The organism is Paenibacillus sp. 2RAB27, assembly GCF_052115445.1.
In the GTDB taxonomy this organism is placed as follows: Bacteria; Bacillota; Bacilli; order Paenibacillales; family NBRC-103111; genus Paenibacillus_E.
Genome location: NZ_JBFRGR010000037.1, coordinates 1 through 19837, shown reverse-complemented (window position 1 = coordinate 19837; position 19837 = coordinate 1). Strand labels below are relative to the sequence as shown.

The following is a 19837-nucleotide window of genomic DNA, read 5'->3' as shown; positions in this document are numbered from 1 at the left end:
AGTAATGGATCCGGCGGTGGCTGATGTCCGAGATGGAGCTTTAATTGGGAAAAATCCGGGAATAGCAGAAGTGCAAGCAACTGTCAGTCTTCATGGGGCAACCCTCAAGACTGTACCGGTTACGATCCGAGTAGTAAGCAATATGGAATCCATAAGAAGGCTTCTGGAGGAAGGCAAAGCTGGAGGCAGCATAATGACCTCTGTTTTCATGCAGCTGTCAAATGCTTTAGCACAAGCTGAACATCAGCGAGATAAAGAAGATGCGTCCAATAGCTTGGTTAATCAGCAGCATGAAAAGGTTGTAAAACAAGCAGAAGAGAAGGGGACCAAAGGTATGTGGAGGGAAACAAAGATGTTCGAAATACTGGCAACAATGAGCTTGGAGGAGAAGGTAGGACAGTTGTTCACTCTGACCAACCGAGGGACTGTGCTTTCAGAGCGGACAAAGCGATTGGTTGTGAAACGCAAGGTTGGGGGAATTTTTCTGGATATGGACAGCTTGGTTGATCCCGAGCAGGTTCGAACCCTGACAGATGGGCTTCAACAAGCGGCTATAGGGACAGGGAGGGGAATTCCCCTCTTCATCTCCGCGGATTATGTAGCAGGAGCAGGCTGCAAGCTTCAGGGCGGAGCCGTTCATTTTCCCAAAAATAAAGCGCTTGGGGTGTCGGGAGATGTAAATCTGGCTTATGAATCAGGACGAATAACGTCCGAGGAATCATTAGCTATGGGAGTCAACTTCAACTACAGTCCGGTAGTGGACATCAATATCAATCCAGATAACCCGGTCATCGGGACCCACTCCTTCGGGGAAGATCCGGAGCTTGTTGCTGAACTGGCTTGTTCTGTTATTAGAGGGTACCAAGACCACGGTTTGATTGCGACGGCAAAACATTTTCCCGGGCATGGAGATACGAACGTAGACTCACACTTGGCGTTGCCAGTGCTTTCTTTCCAGTCGGAAAGACTGGAAAGCTTCGAGCTTGCTCCCTTCCGGGAGGCCATTAGTGCCGGGGTAGAAGCCGTCATGGTTGGCCATATCGCTGTTCCTGCTTGGGAGTCATCCCTCCGTCCTGCTTCTCTGTCGAAGGAGATCACAACGGGGTGGTTGCGAAATAAGTTAGGTTTCCAGGGGCTAATCGTAACGGACGGCCTATCCATGAAAGGGGTAACGGCCCAATATTCCTTGCCAGATGCATGTATCCTTGCTATTGAAGCCGGAGCTGATATCCTGCTTGCGACAGGGCAGACACCTGAAGAGGAGGACGCTATGGTAGAAGCTGTGATTAAAGCAGTTAATACAGGGCGTATCTCGATGGAGAGAATCGAGGAATCCGTTATCCGCATTTTGGAAGCCAAACAGAAATATGGCCTGAATAGAGAGAAGATGGCGTCAAAGCTGCTAACGGATCATGGGTGTTATGTGGCGAATCCCGACCATGAAGAAGTCAGCCTTAAGCTGGCCCAGAAGGCGGTTACACCTGTCCATGGAATGAAACCGATCTTCACTGCCCAGCGAGAGCGTTCGAAGGAATGGTGTTTATTGTGGGATCGGCAGACTGAACTATTTCGTAACCAACTGTGTATGGATGCGGACTTTGCTATGGAAAAGAGATTGGAGAGCTACGAGGAAGTCGTGGAAGCGATGAATTCCTGTAGCTCGGCACCGTTACTTATTTCCCTCACTTACAATAAATTAATGAATCCTGAGGTATTATCCGAGGTTAATCGAATGGCTAGAGAGAGGAAGAACGTGATTCTCGTTCACTTCGGTTCTAACTATGACCTGCGGCACCTTCCAGATGTACCTGCGCTCTTGATGTACGATCGAGCGCCTTCTTTACAGCAAGCTGCAGTTGACTACTTAATGGGTAAGGAGCTGGGAATATGAGGAATGAACATAAGGCAGACATCGTCATTATCGGTGGGGGAACAGGTGGGTGTGCAGCGGCACTTGCGGCAGCGCGTGCCGGCAGGAAGGTCATTATGACGGAGGAAACGGACTGGATTGGCGGTCAACTGACGAATCAGGCAGTGCCTCCTGATGAGCATCCGTGGATAGAACAGTTTGGTAGTACGGCAACTTATAGGGAGTTTAGGAACCGAATCCGTGAGTATTATAAGCGCAATTTCCCTTTGGCAGCAGGCTCGCCCTCAGCAGTTCTTTTCAATCCAGGGAATGCTATTGTCAGCAGCATCGCTCATGAACCTAGAGCAGCATTGGCTGTTCTTAGGGATATGCTGGCCCCTTATGTGCATAGCGGACGGCTGGAAATTCTCTTGGGGTATGTCCCAATTCATGTGGAAACGGAAGGAGACCGAATTAGAGCCGTCCATGTGAAGGAGCTGATCAAAGGTGGAGAGATTGTGCTTCAAGCTCCTTATTTCTTGGACGCGACAGAAACTGGAGAGCTCCTGCCCTTAAGTGGAACAGAATATGTAACAGGGGCTGAATCCGTAGATCAGACGGGAGAGCCACATGCTTTATCAGGGGCACCTGATCCTATGGATATGCAAGCTTTCACTTACTGCTATGCAGTTGACCATATAGAAGGTCAGGACTTTACCATTGCCAAGCCAGAGCAGTACGACTTTTGGCGGGGCTATCAAGCTGATTTCTGGCCGGATCGCCAGTTAAGCTGGATGGGGCTAGTGCCTCATACCTTGGAGCCTGTCCGATACAGCTTTTTTCCCGATGAAAAGTCGTTCTCCTTATGGAAGTATAGAAGAATCATCGACAAACGAAACTTCGCCGAAGGCACTTTCGATAGTGATATGACATTGGTCAATTGGCCGCAGAATGACTATTGGCTAGGATCGATCATTGATGTTTCTGAAGAGGAACGGGTGAAGCATCTTCACGGCGCGAAGCAGCTCAGCCTTTCTTTACTCTATTGGATGCAGACAGAGGCTCCGCGCCCGGACGGCGGGCAGGGGTATCCTGGGCTTAGACTGCGTCCAGATGTGGTAGGAACTGAAGATGGTTTGGCCAAAGCCCCTTATATCAGGGAATCCAGACGGATTAGAGCCGTGACGACTGTTCTAGAGCAGCATCTTAGCCCAGCTTTCAGAGGAACAGGGGGAGCGGAGATCTACAAGGATTCTGTCGGAGTTGGCTGTTATCGAATCGATCTGCATCCGAGTACGGGTCTGCGCTCTTACATCGATGTTTCCAGCTATCCATTCCATATTCCCTTGGGAGCTCTACTGCCGATTCGCATGCGAAACCTGCTGGCGGCCGGCAAGAATATAGGGACGACGCATATAACGAATGGCTGCTACCGACTGCATCCCGTTGAATGGAATATTGGAGAGGCAGCAGGGTGGTTGGCGGCGTATGCTTTAGACCGGGGTCTAGAGCCGCATCAAGTTCGCAGCCAAGAGAATGAACTGGCCGCTTTTCAAGAGATGCTGAAAAAAGCTGGAGTAGAGCTGACTTGGCCTTCCATTCATGCCGTGTGACTTATCAGGTTCAAATGATTGTCTTGGTAGGAATAACGTATTTTTTATTCAAAAGGATGGAGGCTTCACATGAAAATTGCAATTTGTTCCAAACATCCTCTCGATCATATCCCGTGTCAAGGTGCTGGATGGTTCCCGTGGGAAGAACTGGAATCCATAAACATCGAAGAATACGGTGCAATCTTGTTAATCGGATCATCCCGCATAGACGAGCCTGCGATTATTCCCGCACCCATGGTGCCCCGTTTATGGCGGTTTGTGGAGGGCGGAGGTTTGCTCTACGCGGAGCTTTTAGAAGCTTTTGATTTTTCTAGTTCTAGGCTGTTTGGCTGGAAGCAAGATTTCCCCAAGACCCGCAGAACGCTTGAAAAATTAAGGGTAGTACGAGCAAATGAGGAGTTCGGGCTCGAACAAGGAGCGCTGCTGGAGTGGAGTGGAGCCTATGCTTTGGGATTTCCTATGCCAGACGAACCGAACAAATCCTTGCTGGAATTTGGCTCGTTTCACGGGACTCACTTTGCGGAAGAACGAACGTCATCTCCTGCACATCCCGGTTTATCCATAAGACGTTTGGGTGCAGGCCTGGTGGTGCACTGCTCCTTTTCTCTCTATTCTAGCGAAATGAAAGAAGCGTTTAGACCTTATTCCCGTTGGGGAATGGTCATAGAGTCATTAGCGGCAAAAACTAAGCTCCCTTTGATTGTTTGGCCAGAAGTTATAAAGACTTCGAATGGGACTTCCCCGGACGAAGCCGTGGAAGCCAGTATCCGTTGGTTTGAGACTTCCGGTATTCTCCCTGCCATGGACGGAAGCGCTGGTGTATTTGAGAACATTCATTCCGTAACCGGCGCCCTTTCTTCGGATCGCAGGCCTGACTGCACGGCGCATACGGCTCTTCTATTCTATTTGTATGGTACATGGAAGAAAGATCCCCGCTATCTGGATAAGTCTCATCAGCTATTGACGTCTTTGTTTGAAAACGGGTTTCAGGATATGGAGAAGGATTCACCTTCCTATGGTTTGTTTAAGTGGTACGATTATCCAGGCCGTTACCCCGATCAAATGTTCACAGACGACAACGCCTGGGTTTGCTTAGTCCTTCTTTATTTATATAGAAAAACCGGAAGGTCTGAGTATCTGGAGCGGGGGCTGCCTCTTGCTGAAACGCTTCTTTCCACACAGAATGGGAATGGAGTCAGGCCAATCGTATTATTCCGCAGACAACTCGAGAAGCTGGGTCTAGCAGGAGCCGGGGAACTGCCTCCCAGCTTAAATCCACATTTTGAGAGCATCGCACATGCCGCTTTCATCCAAGCTTACTTGGTGACAGGAAAACAGGAGTACGTAGATACAGCGTTAAAAGGAAGCTTGTACCTGGCCTCTCGGATCGAAGATCTCACTTTCATGTACAGCCGAACCTCGGGGTATAGCCGATTTGTGCTTCCTCTTGGATTTTTAGGACGATTCGATGAGAGCGGGGAGACACTTTCCACACTGGAGCGGATAGTTGAATATCTACTTTCTCATCAGAGCCGCCTCGGAGGGATCGAAGAAGCAGATAATCCGGATCCGGACAGGTTCGGGAAGGAAGATGCCGGCGTATTCATTCATAATGGGGAAGGAATTGCCGACCAGCTCTACACGAATAATTTTCTCTTGATGAACATTTGGGAAGCTTGGAAGGCGACTGGGCAACCCAGGTATAAGACTCTATATGATGATTTGTCTGCCTATATATGCCGCATCCAAATCAACAGTGCGGATCCCCGTTATCATGGAGGGTGGATGCGCGCTTATGATTTGAAAATCGAGGAATACTTCGGTAACAACGGAGATACGGGTTGGGGGCCCTATTGTATGGAAAGCGGATGGACCCAGGCTATCACCTCGTCGGGATTACTATTAGGACTTTTGAATGAGTCACTTTTTGATTGATGATTAAGGGAGAGATTTAGAATGAATATGACCAGCATAATTACAAAAGGTGGACTTGTGGTTTCATGCCAGGCTTTACAGGATGAACCGCTTTATGGTTCTAAACATATGGCGGTTATGGCGAAGGCTGCCCTTGAAGGGGGAGCTCAGGGAATCAGAGCCAACAGTCCTGAAGATATACGAGCAATCCGTCAGGCTGTAGATCTGCCTATCATCGGACTTTGGAAGAAAGATTACGTAGGCTATGACATCTACATTACACCGACTATTGCCGATGCTATCGCCGTCTATCAGGCAGGAGCAAATATTGTTGCCTTGGACGCCACCTCCCGTCCCAGACCAGACGGACTTGAGTTGTCCCAAGTGATCCAAGAGCTGAAGCAGCTGGGAATCCCTGTTATGGCGGATATTTCTACCTATGAAGAAGGAGTAAATGCAGCCAAATGGGGAGCGGATTACGTGTCAACGACTCTTTCAGGCTATACCCCTTACAGCAAGACCACTCTTCCGAATTTAGACTTGGTGAAACGATTGACGCAGACGCTGGATGTCCCTACAGTGGCTGAGGGTGGGATATCGACGCCGCAAGATGCCAAATTAGCGCTGGGTTATGGCGCCTATTTCGTTGTGGTAGGTTCAGCCATTACACGTCCTCAGTGGATAACTGCGCAATATTTTTCCGCAATGCAGGAAGGCAGTTGACGAATATGACAGAGAATTCATCACATTATATAGGTGTTGATTTGGGGGGGACCTCTATAAAGGGAGGTCTGTTGTCCTTAGACGGAACAGTTAAATCCGAACTCGTCAAACGCACGCCGGTGAAGGAAGGCAGGGAAGGCATTCTTCGAGAGCTGTTTACACTGATCGAAGAGCTGTTGGAAATCTCCACTGACGATGTGAGGGCTATAGGAATTGGATCTGCAGGTAGAATTGATCCGGTAGCAGGAACCGTTCTATATGCGACAGACAATCTGCCAGGTTGGACGGGGACCCCCTTGAGGGATTTGGTAGAAGGAAGCTTTGGACTCCCTGCTTTTGTCGATAATGATGTGAATGCTGCAGCAATTGGAGAGACTTGGATGGGTTTGAGAGACACCTTCTTTACAGGCCCTATTATGTTTATTTCCCTTGGGACCGGCGTCGGCGGTGCTATCGTTCATAAGGGGGAAATTATTCATGGAGCAAACGGAGGAGCGGGCGAGGTCGGTCATATCCTGCTGGTTCTGGGAGGACATCCGTGCAATTGCGGGCAGAATGGCTGTCTTGAGCAGTATGGATCTGGGACAGCTCTCAACCGGATAGCAAGGAATATCGAACCCCAATGGAATAGCCACATTCTTCTAAAGCAGTGTACGGAAGGAGAACCACGAGCAGTCCGAGCAGTTGAAGTCTTTGCTGCTGATCTAGCTGCCGGTATCATTAGTATTCGCAATATGCTGGATCCCCACAAGTTTATTATTGGGGGAGGGCTGGTCGATTCTCACGATGTTTGGTGGGACTATCTGAGGTCGAAACTGGATGCCCTATCAGGGCAGAAGACGGTGCTGGAGGTGGCCCAGTTAGGTAATCGGGCCGGATTAATCGGAGCCGCCAAACTTGCAATGGATGGAATAGCAAGAGTAGGCAGGAGTAGGAAGTAATAAATAGAATGCCAAATGTCAGCCGAATGTTATTATTTTCTACAGTATTATGATTTTCCACACGGTGCAAACCCACGATGTATAAGCCTTTTTTGAAAATAGGGGTGAATGCCTATGAAAAATAAAAGGCATCTGAAAACGCTTTGTTTACGCTGAATGAAAGCGCTTTTATGCTAATTTTACACAGCACGGTTTTACATTGGTTTATGAATTGGCAAGTAAGCTGTTTGCTGTTAGGCTCAAGAAAAAATTAAAGGGAGGAAGAAAAATGAAAAGAAAGAATACTGCTTTACTCTCAACACTTTCGCTGGTAACTTTGCTTGTCGCAGGATGTAGCAGCGATAAACCTAAGGACACTATTGCTTCAGCTTCACCAACATCTGCACCGCCAGTATCGGCAGCACCAACGGCTAATTACGGCGATACTGGAGGAATAAAGCTTCCTATCGTTGATAAACCGACGACACTTACTTGGATGCTTGTTAGCGATAACCCGAATTTGGGCGACTCATTGGTTGTCAAGGAGATTGAAAAACGCACAGGCATTAAACTGGACATTCAAGCCTATTCCTCGGGAACCTACAAAGACAAGTTAAAGGTTATTGTTGCCTCCGGGAAACTTCCTGATATTTTTCACGGACAGACGCTGGCCGAGCTGAACAAGATGGGAGGGCAAGGGGCGCTTGAGCCAATTAGCCAACACTTGAAGGATCTTCCGAACTTCAAAAAACTTTATGTTGATGATAAAGAGAACAATTGGGTCATGAAATCTTGGTCTGATGACAAGAACAACATGTATGCTTGGCCGCTCTATGGCCTGCAGCGTGACGTCAATCACGGATTCCTGTACCGCAAAGATATATTTGATAAGGCAGGTATTAAGGAGTGGAGCAATACCGAGGAGTTTTATCAAGCACTCAAAAAATTGAAGGAAACCTATCCGCAATCCTATCCTGTAGCTTCCAAAACAAAGGAATTCATTTTCAGGGATTGGTCATATGGATGGGGAGTAGGCGGAGCGAGCACACCTGCTTATTACGACGAAAAAGCAAAGGTTTGGAAACTTGCCACTACCCAACCCGAGTACAAAGATATGCTTGAATTTATGAAAAAGCTTTATAACGAAGGACTCCTGGATCCAGAGTTTATTACCGACACGGATGCTTCCTGGACGGCGAAAATGACCACGAACGATAAATCGTTCGTCACTTTTGACTGGATCGGAAGATTAGATGCGTTCGCTAATTCAGTAAAAGCTCAAAATCCAACATACAACCTGCGCTATGGGAATCCGGTCGGGCCTACTGGCAATATTAGAACCCTTCCGAAAATCGACAACTTCGGAATCGTTGTAGCGAACAACAGTAATAAAGAAATTGCTTTAAAGCTGCTTGATTACTTGACCAGTCCTTCCGGCTCCTCGCTTGTTACAATGGGTGTGGAGGGAGAAACTTTCAAAATGGAAAACAACAAACCCGTTTATCCTGAGCTGAAGGATGTAGCCAACGTAGATATCAAAGCCCTAGAGAAGAAGTATGGCTTGTGGCTTGAAGGCATGTACCTGCGTCCAGATAAGCGCAGCGTATACTACAGCTTTACCGAGAAAGAGCAGGAAGCCCAAGATAAAATTGTGAAAAATAAGAAGTTTGAGCCTGCAGATCCTGTCCTGAAGTTTACGGATCAGGAGACTAAAACACTGGCGGAGCTTAAGGCATCACTCGAGAAGGCGGCCAACGAATTTAGTACGAAGTACGTTATGAAAAAAGAGTTTGGGGAAGCTGAGTGGAAAGAATGGCAGCAAAATGCCGAAAAATTAGGCGCAACCAAATTTATTGATGCCCACAATGCTGCGCAAAAACGTTACGACGAAGCGAAATAATACAGTTAAATTAATGATCTAGGAAGCGGCACCCGGGTGGGGATCTATCCGGGTGCTCTATCCTTATGATAGGAGGAAATCCCATGCGAGCGACACAACCAGAGATTTCGCAGCGGCAGAGTAACCGCATTCCCAGTTCTCGCCTTAAGTCCACTTGGAGTCATATGAAGCGTGATCGTCAGCTTCTTATCCTATTTATTCCTTGTATCGTCTTCTTCATTCTATTCAGATATGGCCCTCTCTACGGCTTAATTATCGCTTTTAAGGACTACAGTGTGTACCAAGGGATTTTGGGGAGCGAGTGGGTCGGCTTGAAGCACTTCCGACAATTTTTTAACAGCCCCGATTTTTTCCTGTTGTTCAAAAATACGCTGCTGCTTGGGCTGTTCAACCTGCTATGGGCTTTCCCGTTTCCAATTATTTTTGCCGTATTGTTGAATGAAGTTCGAAATGTGAAGTTCAAAAAGATGGTGCAGACTTTCAGTTACCTGCCGGCTTTTTTGTCGGTCGTAATCGTCAGCAGCATGCTTGTTGACTTTCTGTCCCCGACACATGGTTTGGTGAATACTGTCTTACATGCATTTGGCTTTAAGGGAACCTATTTCTTGGTTGCGCCGGAATGGTTCCGGACCATTTATGTATCCAGTGAAATCTGGCAGCACATGGGCTACGAAGCGATTATTTATTTGGCCGCGATTGCCAGTATAGATCCGACATTGTACGAAGCGGGCAAGGTGGATGGAGCATCGCGCTTTCAAATGATACGTTATATCACCATTCCCAGCATCATGCCTACCATCCTCATTTTGTTCATTATCAAAACCGGGTCGATGTTTCGGATTGGTTATGAGAAGGTGCTCCTGCTTTACAACCCCATGACATATGAGGTTAGCGATGTATTTTCGACTTATGTGTATCGAAAGGGTCTGCTGGAAACTAACTATAGCTATGCTGCTGCAGTAGGGATTTTTGAAGCGATAATCGCCCTTCTCATGCTGCTGTTTTCCAATATCGTGAGCAAAAAAGCAGGGGGAAAAGGGTTATGGTAAAAAGAAAACCATTCCAAAATAGATGGACACTGTTCGATATGATCCTTACCTTGGTTCTATCTATCGTTGCGATTGTGACGGTTTATCCGGTTCTTTATATCGTGGTGATCTCGTTCAGCGATACAGCTAGCATTGTACAGAACAAGGTTTTCCTATGGCCAAAGGGCTTTAATCTGGATGCGTACAAGGAAATATTGGCTAGCCCAAAAATTCCAAGAGCTTATATGAACACGATTCTTTACACCGTGGTAGGCACTGCAATTAACCTACTTATGACGGCCGTCGCCGCGTACCCTTTATCGAGACCCGGCTTTTTCGGGAGAAAATACTTTATGATAGCTATTGTGCTAACGATGTTTCTAAACGGTGGTATGATCCCGACGTTTCTTATCGTTCAGAAGCTCCATCTGATTGATTCCATGTGGGCGCTTGTCATTCCAAATGCAATATGGACGATCGAGCTGCTGATTTTGAAAAGCTTCTATGAAGCAATGTCGAGCTCTCTTCGAGAATCAGCTGTTATTGATGGCGCTTCTGAATATAGGATTCTATTTAGCATTATCATTCCATTGTCTAAGCCGGCGCTCGCTTCAATCGGGTTATTTTATTTCATGGGGCATTGGAACAGCTTTTTCCTTCCGATGATCTATTTGAATGATATGAAATTGTATCCATTGCAGGTCGTTCTGCGTGACATGCTGTTCTTTGACATGTCCAAAGAATCAGGATTGGTTGATCAGGCGGCACTTGCGCCTCAAGCTGTGAAGAACGCGACTATTTTTATATCCATGGTACCTGTACTCTTAATTTACCCGTTCGCCCAGAGGTATTTTGCCAAAGGAATTATGCTCGGTTCAGAGAAGGGATAAGCCCCGCTTCATAGAAAGTATATAGTTGGGGGTGCACGGATGGGGAAAATGAAAATGATTGCCAATAAGGGATTTCTACAAATTTTTTCCGCGCTTCTTTTGATGGTGATCCTTATGTTTGTTTCTAATTATTTGGTTTATAAAAACTCACTCACTAGCGTTTATAACCAAGTCAGTGAAAACAACAAACTGGTTGTCAAGAACATGATCCGCTCCTTTGACGACAGCTTCAAAGATATTAACGATATTATTTATTCAATTCAGCAGTTGCCTTACCATACCTGGGATAAGAGTGATGACGGGATCCTCAACATGCACGAAGTGTATCTGTCTCAGAAAGACATTCGTTCGTTAGTTTCCTCCATCGATTATATCGAAGAAGTCGTGGTATTTAATAACAATTCCAATCTTGCCATAACGGCAGCAGGTACGATACAAATGCAAGACCTTTTTCGGCAAAAGTACAGCAACAAAACATATAACGCCGATTTTTGGAAATCCACTGCAGGAACTACGCACCCACTTCGGGTGTTTCCATCCGAGAGGTACTCGGAGATAGGGGCTTCCGGAGTTGGGGATACACTCAGGAAGCTTCTTGTCGTTCTAGGAAGTAATCAATTATCTAATCAGAATGTTTTGGTTTTTATAAATACGGATAAGCTGCTCCAGCATGTCAATCAAATGGCCATGATGCAGGGGACTTCGCTGATCGTAATGGACCATAATCGGAATGTGATCCTTAACACGGAGGAGAGCTGGGATCTCGTTGAAGTTCTGAATGATCTTAATGTCGGAGAGGGTCCAGAAGCAACGCTGAAGAAAAAGAATTACGAATACAATCTTTTTAAATCGGACTATAACGACTTTGTGTATATTAACAAGGCTCCCTACAAATTTGCGAATATGAAATCAGTAGGGGATGCTAATCGACAAATTATCATCATTGCCATCGTGAGCGCCATCTTACTTTCCGCTCTGCTCAGCATGTACTTATATACGCCGGTGCGGAACATTCTCAAGCTAGTAGGAGGATGGGATCAAGGAAGAGCGGACTTTCGGAACATCTTTACCGGGATTGCCAAAATTCAGCACGAGAACGAATCCTTCAAAACCCAGATAGATGTCATCTACTCAGAAATGCGCAAAGGCGCTTTTCTGAATGCTCTAGGCGATGGTTACCATTTAAGGGAAACCGAACAGCGACTGCAGCATTATTTCACTGAATTTTTTCAGAATAAATATTTTATTATAGCCACTATTCATCTCCATCCCAATTCGGGTAAAGTGGCATTTAACATCCAAGAACATACCCAAGCTATTCAGAACGGTCTACGTGAGCAACCGGGAAAGGCGATTGTTTTTCATCAATCAAATCTGAGGTTTGTGGTGTTGATAGGATTTGGGCAGCAGGCTGAGCGCGAGCTAGCTGTTAAACAACTACGCGCTTATGTGCTGCAGGAGAAGACAGAGTTGTGGAAAGATTGCTTCGTCTTGACTGCGGTCAGCCGACTTTATCCATCTTTAACGGAGAACTGCCATAAGGCATATCAGGATTTATCACATTGCCTTGTTTATCGAAACATCCATTCTGAGGATCCAATTATCGACTATGATTCTATCCGATTTACGTGGAAGGTTTATTATCCTCTTGATGAGATTGAGAAATCTTCCAACTTTCTTGTAAGCGGCAATGTTGCCGAATGTATTAGGATTATCAATGAGATCTTTGCTTTAAATATAGAACGGAGAATTCACCATTACCAGTTGGTGCCGGTTGCGAAAACGATGTTTTACTATTTACTGAAGCATCTTGAAATGAGCAATATCGAAACGAAAGTCATCCTTGCGTTGGAATTGGAATTTAATACGCAAGTGGAAGCCGCCTACCATTATGAGGGTATTCAAAGCACCCTAATCCAAGCGGTTAAGGTCATTGCAGACAAGATCAAGAACGGACAAAGAAGCAAGCTGAATCCTACTTTCGTTGCCCAGTATATAGAAGAGCATTATATGAGCAATTTACATTTGGACCATATGGCCGAAAAAATGGAGACATCTCCGAAGTATTTCTCCAATTATTTCAAGAAAACATTCGGGGTCAACTTTGTTGATTATTTGAACAAGGTAAGGTTGTCACATGCCAAAGAATTGTTGAAGAACACCGATATGCCGGTCTCCGAGATCAGTGAAAAAACCGGGTATTTGAATTCCACTACGTTTACCAGTACATTCAAGAAATACTTCGGTTTCTCGCCGAGCGAATTTCGCAAGAGCGCTTCAACTGACCAATTACTACTTGGGAGGAAAAAATGATGAAAGCCATCGCCGCTAGAGAAGGATCCATCGTAACGATCGACGTAGAAGAGCCGGATCTTCTTGATGGTCACGTCCTCATACGTACTGAATATTCCGCTATCAGTCCCGGTACGGAATTGACGATTGCAAACAGATCAAAAGACAAACCAATCGGACTAGGCTACAGCGCCGTAGGAATCATAGAAAAAGTGGGCAAAGCTGTGACTTCGCTGCATCCGGGACAAAGGGTCGCCTGCTATGGCGGCCCTTATGTTCGACATGCGGAGCTAATGTCAGTGCCGGTTAATCTTACCGCGATTGTACCCGGGCATGTCAGCCCGGAAGAGGCAGCCTTCGCTGGACTTGGAGCCATAGCCATTCATGCTTTACGGACAGCTGATCTGAGATTTGGAGAGTCGGCAGTCGTGGTTGGATTAGGTATCCTGGGGAATATTACTGCTCAAATTGCGGCTGCCGCTGCTTATCCCACCCTTGGTTATGATTTGAATACCGAGCGTGTGGCGTTCCTTAAGCAGTGTGGAGTAAGCCGATCTTACGACAAGCAAGAGGACTTGGAAGCAGGTCTCGCGGAAGCTACGGGAGGTAGTGGCGCAGATAGTGTCCTCTTATGTGCAAGCGGGAATGGTGAAGAGCTTATGAACAGCTCGTTTAATTGGATTCGTGATCGTGGGAAGGTGGTAGTTGTCGGGGATTTAACCACTGAATTCTCGAGAGGGAAGATGTTCGGGAAAGAAGCTCAGGTGCTCATTTCTCGAGCAGGAGGCCCCGGCCGTTATGACGCCCAGTATGAACGGGAAAATATGGACTATCCATTAGGTTATGTACGTTGGACGGAGGGCCGTAACACAAGGGAATACATACGGCTGCTTGCTGAGAAATGCATCTGTATTCGGCCGCTAATTAGCGGCATATATCCGATTGACCGTGTAGAAGAGGCCTATGAAAGCTACATGACGCCATCAACTACGATGGGGACATTGATTCGGTACGGAGTGGGGAGCTAATAGTTGAAGGAGCGCTCCCAGTATAGGAGATAAAGATGAAACACACACTGGTTGTCTTCAAATGGGATAAAAGGAAAGGATGAGTGGGGGGAGTCAATTATTTTTCAAATCATTAAAAGAGAAATATTGAATAAAACAGATGGGGATTTTGTTGGTTCAATAAGGAGTTTACCATTTGCAAAATATGATCTTGATTAGTCAATTAACCAACGAGAGATTAAGCTTCGTCAGCTTCGTCACATCTATCTAAGGGGTGGAGGTCGGTCTTTCTAACGGAACAGGTCAGAGCCTTTTTGCGTAATGTATCCCGATACTCCGTGCTTTCTTTGTCATCCTGCGAATACCCCAACTTGCGTGAGGTCAGGTTTAGTTTTTGTAGGAGGACAAGAACATAAATGTATAAGAAGCCGCGGTTTATGCGGTTTTTATTTTTATGGATACAACTTCTTGTCCTTTTCGAAAGACAAGAAGTTGCACAGATATCCGAAGGAGAACATGAAAGTGATATGTTCTCCACAGTAGCAGAACAATACGTATTTATGGTTCATTTTTTAGGAATCCATTCACCCTTATGTCCCGTAAATCGAGATGTGGTATAGGTTCTTGGATTGAAATAGCGAACGCATTTTACTAATGAATTTTGAGGTTGCCGTGAAATTTCATCGGCAGCTTATTAAGCTTATCGGGCAGATTAACGCAACTTTCATTGCATTTACAGAGTCTACATATATGGAATTATTTGTTAGGTTTAAGATCGGGGTGGTGATTTTCATGCTTATGGAAGAAGAAGTCACTGTATTACTGAGAGTAGGCTTACTAATTGTAATGATTCCTGTTGTAGTGCTAGTGATTGGCTTGATGATAAAATTTAAGAAGCATGGCTTTGGGTGGTTTTTGGGTCATCTGCTATTATTCACTTTTGGTGCATTGACTTGGATAAGATTACTTGAAACTAGGGCTTTTGCAAGTTCAATAAATAACTCTGTAACTATTGCTGTGATCGGCGTAATTTGGGCTATCAGTATGGCATGTTTTGTCAAAGGCTTATTGTCTTTAAGTTATTTGAAGAAAGGATAGATGAACTAACTGGGAACTATAGTTAAGGGGCTTGCGTCGCGGCAGCTCCTTACGGGCAGGCTAACTAAAATTACGTTTTCCCATATGGTATAATTTGGAATACTGGTAATTGTAGAAGTAGGAGGTGTTATTGAACTAATGAAATATCGAATTGTATTTTCTCTTGCTTTATCGATTCTTTTATTTATTTCAGGTTGTACAAACAAAGAATCAGATATTAATTTAAAAGAAAAGTCAGATGAGGTTGTTTATTATGGGGAAGGAGAAGAGTGGCTTGCCACCTTTTCAATATTTAAAGTTAAAAATTCATTGTTTGATTCGATATATATTCAAAATATTGGGGGTAACAGAGAAGCAAAAATCGGACCAATTGAGTATCAATTAGTTGGCGGAGAAGGGTTTAAGTTTGAAAGCCAATATCCTCAGGAATTACAAGGAGTTAGAAGTTTTCACACGTCATCTGAAGCAAATGCAGATGTTGTTACCATTAAACTCACTACAGATGACGTTTTCAAACTCACTATAAAATACAGTGGGAAGATAGAAACTCTAACACTCAGTACAATTACTCGTTAAACTCCCTCAGATAACGATACCACATAAACAGGGAGCAGATTGCCGCGGCAGCTGTTCCCTGTTTTTATTAAAGTAACGGGTAGGATAGTTCCAATATGCGGTATATTTGGATTAGGGATTTGAAACAAGGGAGGGGCCATATTGATGGAAATAAAGTATCTGGTTAAGAGTCCTCCAAGGGTTGGAACCATTTTAGGCATGATTGCTATTATATGTAGTCAATCTATTCTTGTACTGAGATCATGGGATCGGATAGGAGTATATTATGCTTCGGTAACGGTGATACTTCTTTGTTTAGTTGTACTGTTACTCGCATTGTACAGAACATTCTTCAAGAAACCTACCGAGTTATGCTTATCCAATGACAAGATCATATTAAATGGAGTTCTATTTACTTCGGGGGATATTAAAGTGATAATGACCAAGGGGTACTTTAAGCCTGTTATCGGGATATTACCTCACAGGAGGAAGATCGTCCCATTAGATATGGCATTTAGGTATTCAAGGGATGAAGATAGAGGTATTCCGGATTTAAAGAGTTGGGCAAAAATGAACAATGTAAAGATGGTCAATAAATCGTTCCAAACGTGGATATAATTATATTCCCGAGCTCGATTTGGTACGATCATTTTTTACTAGCAAATGGGTATAATGCTGTCCGTTACGCTATGGATAGGATAGTTTAGTCGCTTTGCAAATACTTTTATAAATAAATCATTTGTTGCGAAGAGCTTTGTCATGGTGATTTTCATCCAGGTAACATTATATTATCAAATGGTATCACACTGGTTCTAGATTTCATGAATGTGTGCCACGGGGATTTTTTTATATGATGTTGCAAGAACTGTTTTTTTGGTGCAATATACACCAGTTCCAGCAGGTTCATATGATCGAGAAGAGCTTCTGCGGTTCAAGAAAACGCTGGCAGATTTATATCTTATTGAAATGAATGTTTCCCGAGAAATGATACATGATTATCTATCTGTGATTATTATGGCTAGAGTAGGCGAATGCCCTAATGAATAGATTATTTTAGACGTTTATAAATAACTAAAACGCGGCTGCCGGTATGGATCGGCAGTCTCGTTGTGCTAACGGGCAGGATTGTTACACATGACATGAATTCTTATTTTATATATTTTAAGTATTTGGTGTCATGTGTGAAAATAATTCGATTCGATTAGATTTGGATTCGGAGAAATATTTTCAGTATCAATGAAGCGGAATCAGCTAGACTCATCAGTACCATCTAACTGAATAAGTAGGTTTTACTCCAATCACAATCAATAGTCTATTTTCAGAATTGGATTTTTACTGGTATATTTAGACAGTCTACAAGGTATGTTTATGACTCTTTATAAGGCGGTATTGGTATGGATGAAGATAAGCAGAAGTCCTATAATCATTGTTTCGTAATCGAAGCCCAAAATGGCAATTTCGATGCATATCGGCAGATCGTGCTTCAATATTCTAACGCTATGTTTTCCGTTGCCATCAGTATTATCGGGGACTTTCATGAAGCACAGGATGCAACACAAGAAGCTTTTCTTAAATGCTATCATCGACTGCATACCCTCGAAGATCCTTCTAAATTGGGTAGTTGGTTATATACCATCGTTTGTCGAACAAGCCTCGATTTCGTGAAAAAGAAAAAACGAACTTTGCCTTATGTAGATGAGGTCGCCCCCTCCATAAATAATGTTGATACATGGTTAGATCAGCGTTTAATGCAAGAAACGATCTGGAATGCCATTCAAAATCTAGAGCAGACAAGCAAAATGGCAATCATACTTCACTACTTAAGCGAATGGTCAATGAGGGAAATTAGTAAGTTCTTGAATATTTCTCTGTCCGCTGTAGAAAGCCGTATTCGGAGGGCCAGAGAAATGCTTAAGCGTCACCTCGCTGACGATTTCGAACAATTTTTTCGAATGCACCGTTTAGATCAGAAATTCGAACAGAAAGTCTCGGAACGAGTATTAAGAAGTGCAGGACATTTCTATATTCCCGTACTTCATCGAGAGTCGGTTCTAAACTGGTTCGTCCGTCATTTTCAGCTGGGAATCAGCAGACGTGGCAATCTATTAGTAGGGTCCGGACATGAATTGTATTTGTTGGAGTGCCATACTCATCTGCCAAGCGATTTACCCTTGTTGGCTTTCGAGGTGTCCGATGTAGAACAACTTTGGTATAAGCTGCAACGTGACGGAGTCAAGTCAGAGTCGATCCATACGAATCATTTTGTCGGAAAGCAATTTGTTTTCTACGACCCGGACGGCAACTTATATCATGCGGTTGAAAAAAAATAGAAAAAAGAAATTGGATGCGACGGCTTTGATGAAGTCGAATCGTCTATATATAGAAATACGAATTATAATGAGAGGTGGAGCTTACATGGCCGAAAAAGAATTAAATAAAACAAAAGAACAACAAGCAGCAAAAGCACCGATGTTAAAGAGAGTCTCTCACAACTACTTACCCGTATCTAACGTGGAAATTGCCTCCATGTGGTACAAAGAGACATTAGGACTTACAGTTAAGCCCCGCGGGCCTGCCGACGGAGCCATCCTTGTGCTTGGCAACGGGCAATGGTTATTCCTTTTGGAAACGAAAGAGAAGAGAACGGCAAACTTCATGACGGATCAATGGGAAGGCGACGAATATGAAATGTTCTCTCTGACGTTCGAGGTTGAGAATATTGTAGAGGTCCATAAACGACTTCGCGAAAGTGGAGTCTACGTCGAGCCGCTAAACGACCAAGGAAACTGTGGTTTGCAATTCAAGTTCAAAGATCCGGACGGAAACAAGTTCAACATTTGGCAGGAAGTAGAACAAGGTTAATAGCTTGTTTAATCCAAGTTGACCCACATTTGAAATGTCCATATGCAATGGAACGGATAACGATAGTTGAACGAATAATGGAGCAGATTGCTGTGGCAACTGCTCCATTTTGATTAAGCTAAAGGGCAGGATACTGCAATGGCGTTGTGGAAAATACTACAAATCTTATACTCGAAGGAGCATTAAGTGGGAGGATCAATAATAATATATTTTTGAAAGGAAGAAACAGAATGACATGGAATATTTTTCTATACATACCTTATACAATTATTATGATTATTGGTCTGTTTATTCTTATTGTGATTTTAAAAGGAGCCAAAAGTAAAAAAGTTCCTTTTATTCTTTTGATTATTTCGATACCTATTTTTATTATTTTTCAATGTTACTTTTGGAATGGAACATATAATAACTATGTGAAAAGTTATTTGTTCCCAAGCAAAGTATTTGAATGCGAATATGAAGAAGAACTTAAAAACATTGCAATCCCTCTTCCTAAAAGAACTGTATTTAAAGGAAAATCAAATATTTGTTCGCCGTTTTATTTGTCTTATGTAGACGATCGTGATTTTAAATCTTTCTATCAGGAAAAGTTGAACAAACTAAAAGATAAAGGCACGATTCAAAACTATCGCCAAATTAATAATAACGGGTTTGAAGTGGAGTTATTATCAGGTTCAAAAATAGAAATTCTTCACAGAGCAGATAGTTCTAATTTTATTACAATCAAATATGTAAACAGAGTTGATGTGGATTCAAAACTAAATCCTAATGTCGCTACGCTAATGTAAGAGGACAAAAACATTTATGCATTATCAGCCGCGAATGACGCGGTTTTTTTATTTTATGGATACAACTTCTTGTCTTTTCCAAAAGACAAGAAGTTGTATTGTTTTCCATTGATAGACATAATGATGATATCTTCTCCGCGGTAATTGAACGATGCATATTTGAGGGTCATTTTTCATAATACAATACACATTTGTGTCTCGTGATTCGGATTATTAAAGAGTACGTCAAGCAATTGAATTCTTCATGGGATTAGCCGGTTGCGGCCTTTGTTCAACTAACGGGCAGCATTCCTATTTTGTAGAAATACGAGGTTTGAAAAATAAAAAGACTCCTTGGTATGATGTTAAAAGGATCCCAGTTGCTGGCCAGCGACAGATCCAAATAACATATCAAGGAG

The 19837-nt window shown here is 43.9% G+C and carries 17 protein-coding genes; all 17 read left to right on the top strand.

The window, feature by feature from the left end; all coding sequences use genetic code 11:
- Positions 1–4: 4 nt before the first annotated feature.
- The 17 genes from AB4114_RS30265 (at position 5) to AB4114_RS30185 (ending at position 19439) form a co-directional block, all read left to right on the top strand.
- Entirely contained in the window at positions 5–1891 is a 1887-nt protein-coding gene (locus AB4114_RS30265; RefSeq protein WP_441991732.1) for a glycoside hydrolase family 3 N-terminal domain-containing protein, read from the top strand.
- Entirely contained in the window at positions 1888–3462 is a 1575-nt protein-coding gene (locus tag AB4114_RS30260) for an FAD-dependent oxidoreductase (RefSeq protein ID WP_441991731.1), read from the top strand. The genes AB4114_RS30265 and AB4114_RS30260 overlap by 4 nt, the downstream gene beginning before the upstream one ends.
- Before the next feature lie 69 nt (positions 3463–3531).
- Positions 3532–5397 carry a hypothetical protein gene (locus tag AB4114_RS30255; RefSeq protein WP_441991730.1) on the top strand — a complete coding sequence of 622 codons (1866 nt, stop codon included), beginning with the start codon at positions 3532–3534 and terminating at the stop codon, positions 5395–5397.
- A 21-nt stretch (positions 5398–5418) separates the two neighbouring features.
- Entirely contained in the window at positions 5419–6099 is a 681-nt protein-coding gene (locus AB4114_RS30250) for an N-acetylmannosamine-6-phosphate 2-epimerase (RefSeq protein WP_441991729.1), read from the top strand.
- Between the two features lie 5 nt (positions 6100–6104).
- On the top strand, positions 6105–7040 hold the full coding sequence (locus AB4114_RS30245) for an ROK family protein (protein WP_441991728.1): 936 nt from the start codon (positions 6105–6107) through the stop codon (positions 7038–7040).
- A 268-nt stretch (positions 7041–7308) separates the two neighbouring features.
- Positions 7309–8919: an extracellular solute-binding protein gene (locus AB4114_RS30240; RefSeq protein ID WP_441991727.1), complete on the top strand. Its 1611-nt coding sequence runs from the start codon at positions 7309–7311 to the stop codon at positions 8917–8919.
- 83 nt (positions 8920–9002) lie between these two features.
- Entirely contained in the window at positions 9003–9968 is a 966-nt protein-coding gene (locus AB4114_RS30235; RefSeq protein WP_441991726.1) for an ABC transporter permease, read from the top strand.
- Positions 9962–10837 (top strand): carbohydrate ABC transporter permease, encoded by an 876-nt coding sequence (locus AB4114_RS30230; RefSeq protein WP_441991725.1) that lies wholly within the window; start codon positions 9962–9964, stop codon positions 10835–10837. The genes AB4114_RS30235 and AB4114_RS30230 overlap by 7 nt, the downstream gene beginning before the upstream one ends.
- Positions 10838–10876: 39 nt before the next feature.
- Complete coding sequence (locus tag AB4114_RS30225; RefSeq protein ID WP_441991724.1) at positions 10877–13150, top strand: helix-turn-helix transcriptional regulator; 2274 nt, start codon at positions 10877–10879, stop codon at positions 13148–13150.
- Positions 13150–14157: a zinc-dependent alcohol dehydrogenase gene (locus AB4114_RS30220; protein ID WP_441991754.1), complete on the top strand. Its 1008-nt coding sequence runs from the start codon at positions 13150–13152 to the stop codon at positions 14155–14157. The genes AB4114_RS30225 and AB4114_RS30220 overlap by 1 nt, the downstream gene beginning before the upstream one ends.
- A 771-nt stretch (positions 14158–14928) precedes the next feature.
- Positions 14929–15234, top strand: coding sequence for a hypothetical protein (locus AB4114_RS30215; protein ID WP_441991723.1), 306 nt, complete (start codon positions 14929–14931; stop codon positions 15232–15234).
- A gap of 138 nt (positions 15235–15372) precedes the next feature.
- On the top strand, positions 15373–15810 hold the full coding sequence (locus AB4114_RS30210; protein WP_441991722.1) for a hypothetical protein: 438 nt from the start codon (positions 15373–15375) through the stop codon (positions 15808–15810).
- Positions 15811–15954: 144 nt separating this feature from the next.
- Positions 15955–16407 (top strand): hypothetical protein, encoded by a 453-nt coding sequence (locus tag AB4114_RS30205; protein ID WP_441991721.1) that lies wholly within the window; start codon positions 15955–15957, stop codon positions 16405–16407.
- A 116-nt stretch (positions 16408–16523) separates the two neighbouring features.
- The gene (locus tag AB4114_RS30200) at positions 16524–16643 is read left to right on the top strand and encodes a phosphotransferase (RefSeq protein WP_441991753.1); all 120 of its coding nucleotides are present in this window, start codon (positions 16524–16526) and stop codon (positions 16641–16643) included.
- Positions 16644–17183: 540 nt separating this feature from the next.
- Positions 17184–18119: a sigma-70 family RNA polymerase sigma factor gene (locus AB4114_RS30195; RefSeq protein WP_441991720.1), complete on the top strand. Its 936-nt coding sequence runs from the start codon at positions 17184–17186 to the stop codon at positions 18117–18119.
- Positions 18120–18204: 85 nt separating this feature from the next.
- A complete protein-coding gene (locus tag AB4114_RS30190) occupies positions 18205–18651 on the top strand; it encodes a VOC family protein (protein WP_441991719.1) in 447 nt (148 codons plus the stop codon).
- Positions 18652–18881: 230 nt separating this feature from the next.
- Entirely contained in the window at positions 18882–19439 is a 558-nt protein-coding gene (locus AB4114_RS30185; RefSeq protein WP_441991718.1) for a hypothetical protein, read from the top strand.
- The last annotated feature ends 398 nt before the right edge of the window (positions 19440–19837 follow it).

Bases quoted from the DNA above. Each gene is read 5' to 3' on its own strand.
- AB4114_RS30195 (WP_441991720.1), top strand. From the start codon at position 17,184: ATGGATGAAGATAAGCAGAAGTCCTATAATCATTGTTTCGTAATCGAA.
- AB4114_RS30190 (WP_441991719.1), top strand. From the start codon at position 18,205: ATGGCCGAAAAAGAATTAAATAAAACAAAAGAACAACAAGCAGCAAAA.
- AB4114_RS30230 (WP_441991725.1), top strand. From the start codon at position 9,962: ATGGTAAAAAGAAAACCATTCCAAAATAGATGGACACTGTTCGATATG.
- AB4114_RS30225 (WP_441991724.1), top strand. From the start codon at position 10,877: ATGGGGAAAATGAAAATGATTGCCAATAAGGGATTTCTACAAATTTTT.
- AB4114_RS30250 (WP_441991729.1), top strand. From the start codon at position 5,419: ATGAATATGACCAGCATAATTACAAAAGGTGGACTTGTGGTTTCATGC.
- AB4114_RS30245 (WP_441991728.1), top strand. From the start codon at position 6,105: ATGACAGAGAATTCATCACATTATATAGGTGTTGATTTGGGGGGGACC.
- AB4114_RS30185 (WP_441991718.1), top strand. From the start codon at position 18,882: ATGACATGGAATATTTTTCTATACATACCTTATACAATTATTATGATT.
- AB4114_RS30235 (WP_441991726.1), top strand. From the start codon at position 9,003: ATGCGAGCGACACAACCAGAGATTTCGCAGCGGCAGAGTAACCGCATT.
- AB4114_RS30260 (WP_441991731.1), top strand. From the start codon at position 1,888: ATGAGGAATGAACATAAGGCAGACATCGTCATTATCGGTGGGGGAACA.
- AB4114_RS30215 (WP_441991723.1), top strand. From the start codon at position 14,929: ATGCTTATGGAAGAAGAAGTCACTGTATTACTGAGAGTAGGCTTACTA.
- AB4114_RS30255 (WP_441991730.1), top strand. From the start codon at position 3,532: ATGAAAATTGCAATTTGTTCCAAACATCCTCTCGATCATATCCCGTGT.
- AB4114_RS30265 (WP_441991732.1), top strand. From the start codon at position 5: ATGGATCCGGCGGTGGCTGATGTCCGAGATGGAGCTTTAATTGGGAAA.
- AB4114_RS30220 (WP_441991754.1), top strand. From the start codon at position 13,150: ATGAAAGCCATCGCCGCTAGAGAAGGATCCATCGTAACGATCGACGTA.
- AB4114_RS30210 (WP_441991722.1), top strand. From the start codon at position 15,373: ATGAAATATCGAATTGTATTTTCTCTTGCTTTATCGATTCTTTTATTT.
- AB4114_RS30205 (WP_441991721.1), top strand. From the start codon at position 15,955: ATGGAAATAAAGTATCTGGTTAAGAGTCCTCCAAGGGTTGGAACCATT.
- AB4114_RS30240 (WP_441991727.1), top strand. From the start codon at position 7,309: ATGAAAAGAAAGAATACTGCTTTACTCTCAACACTTTCGCTGGTAACT.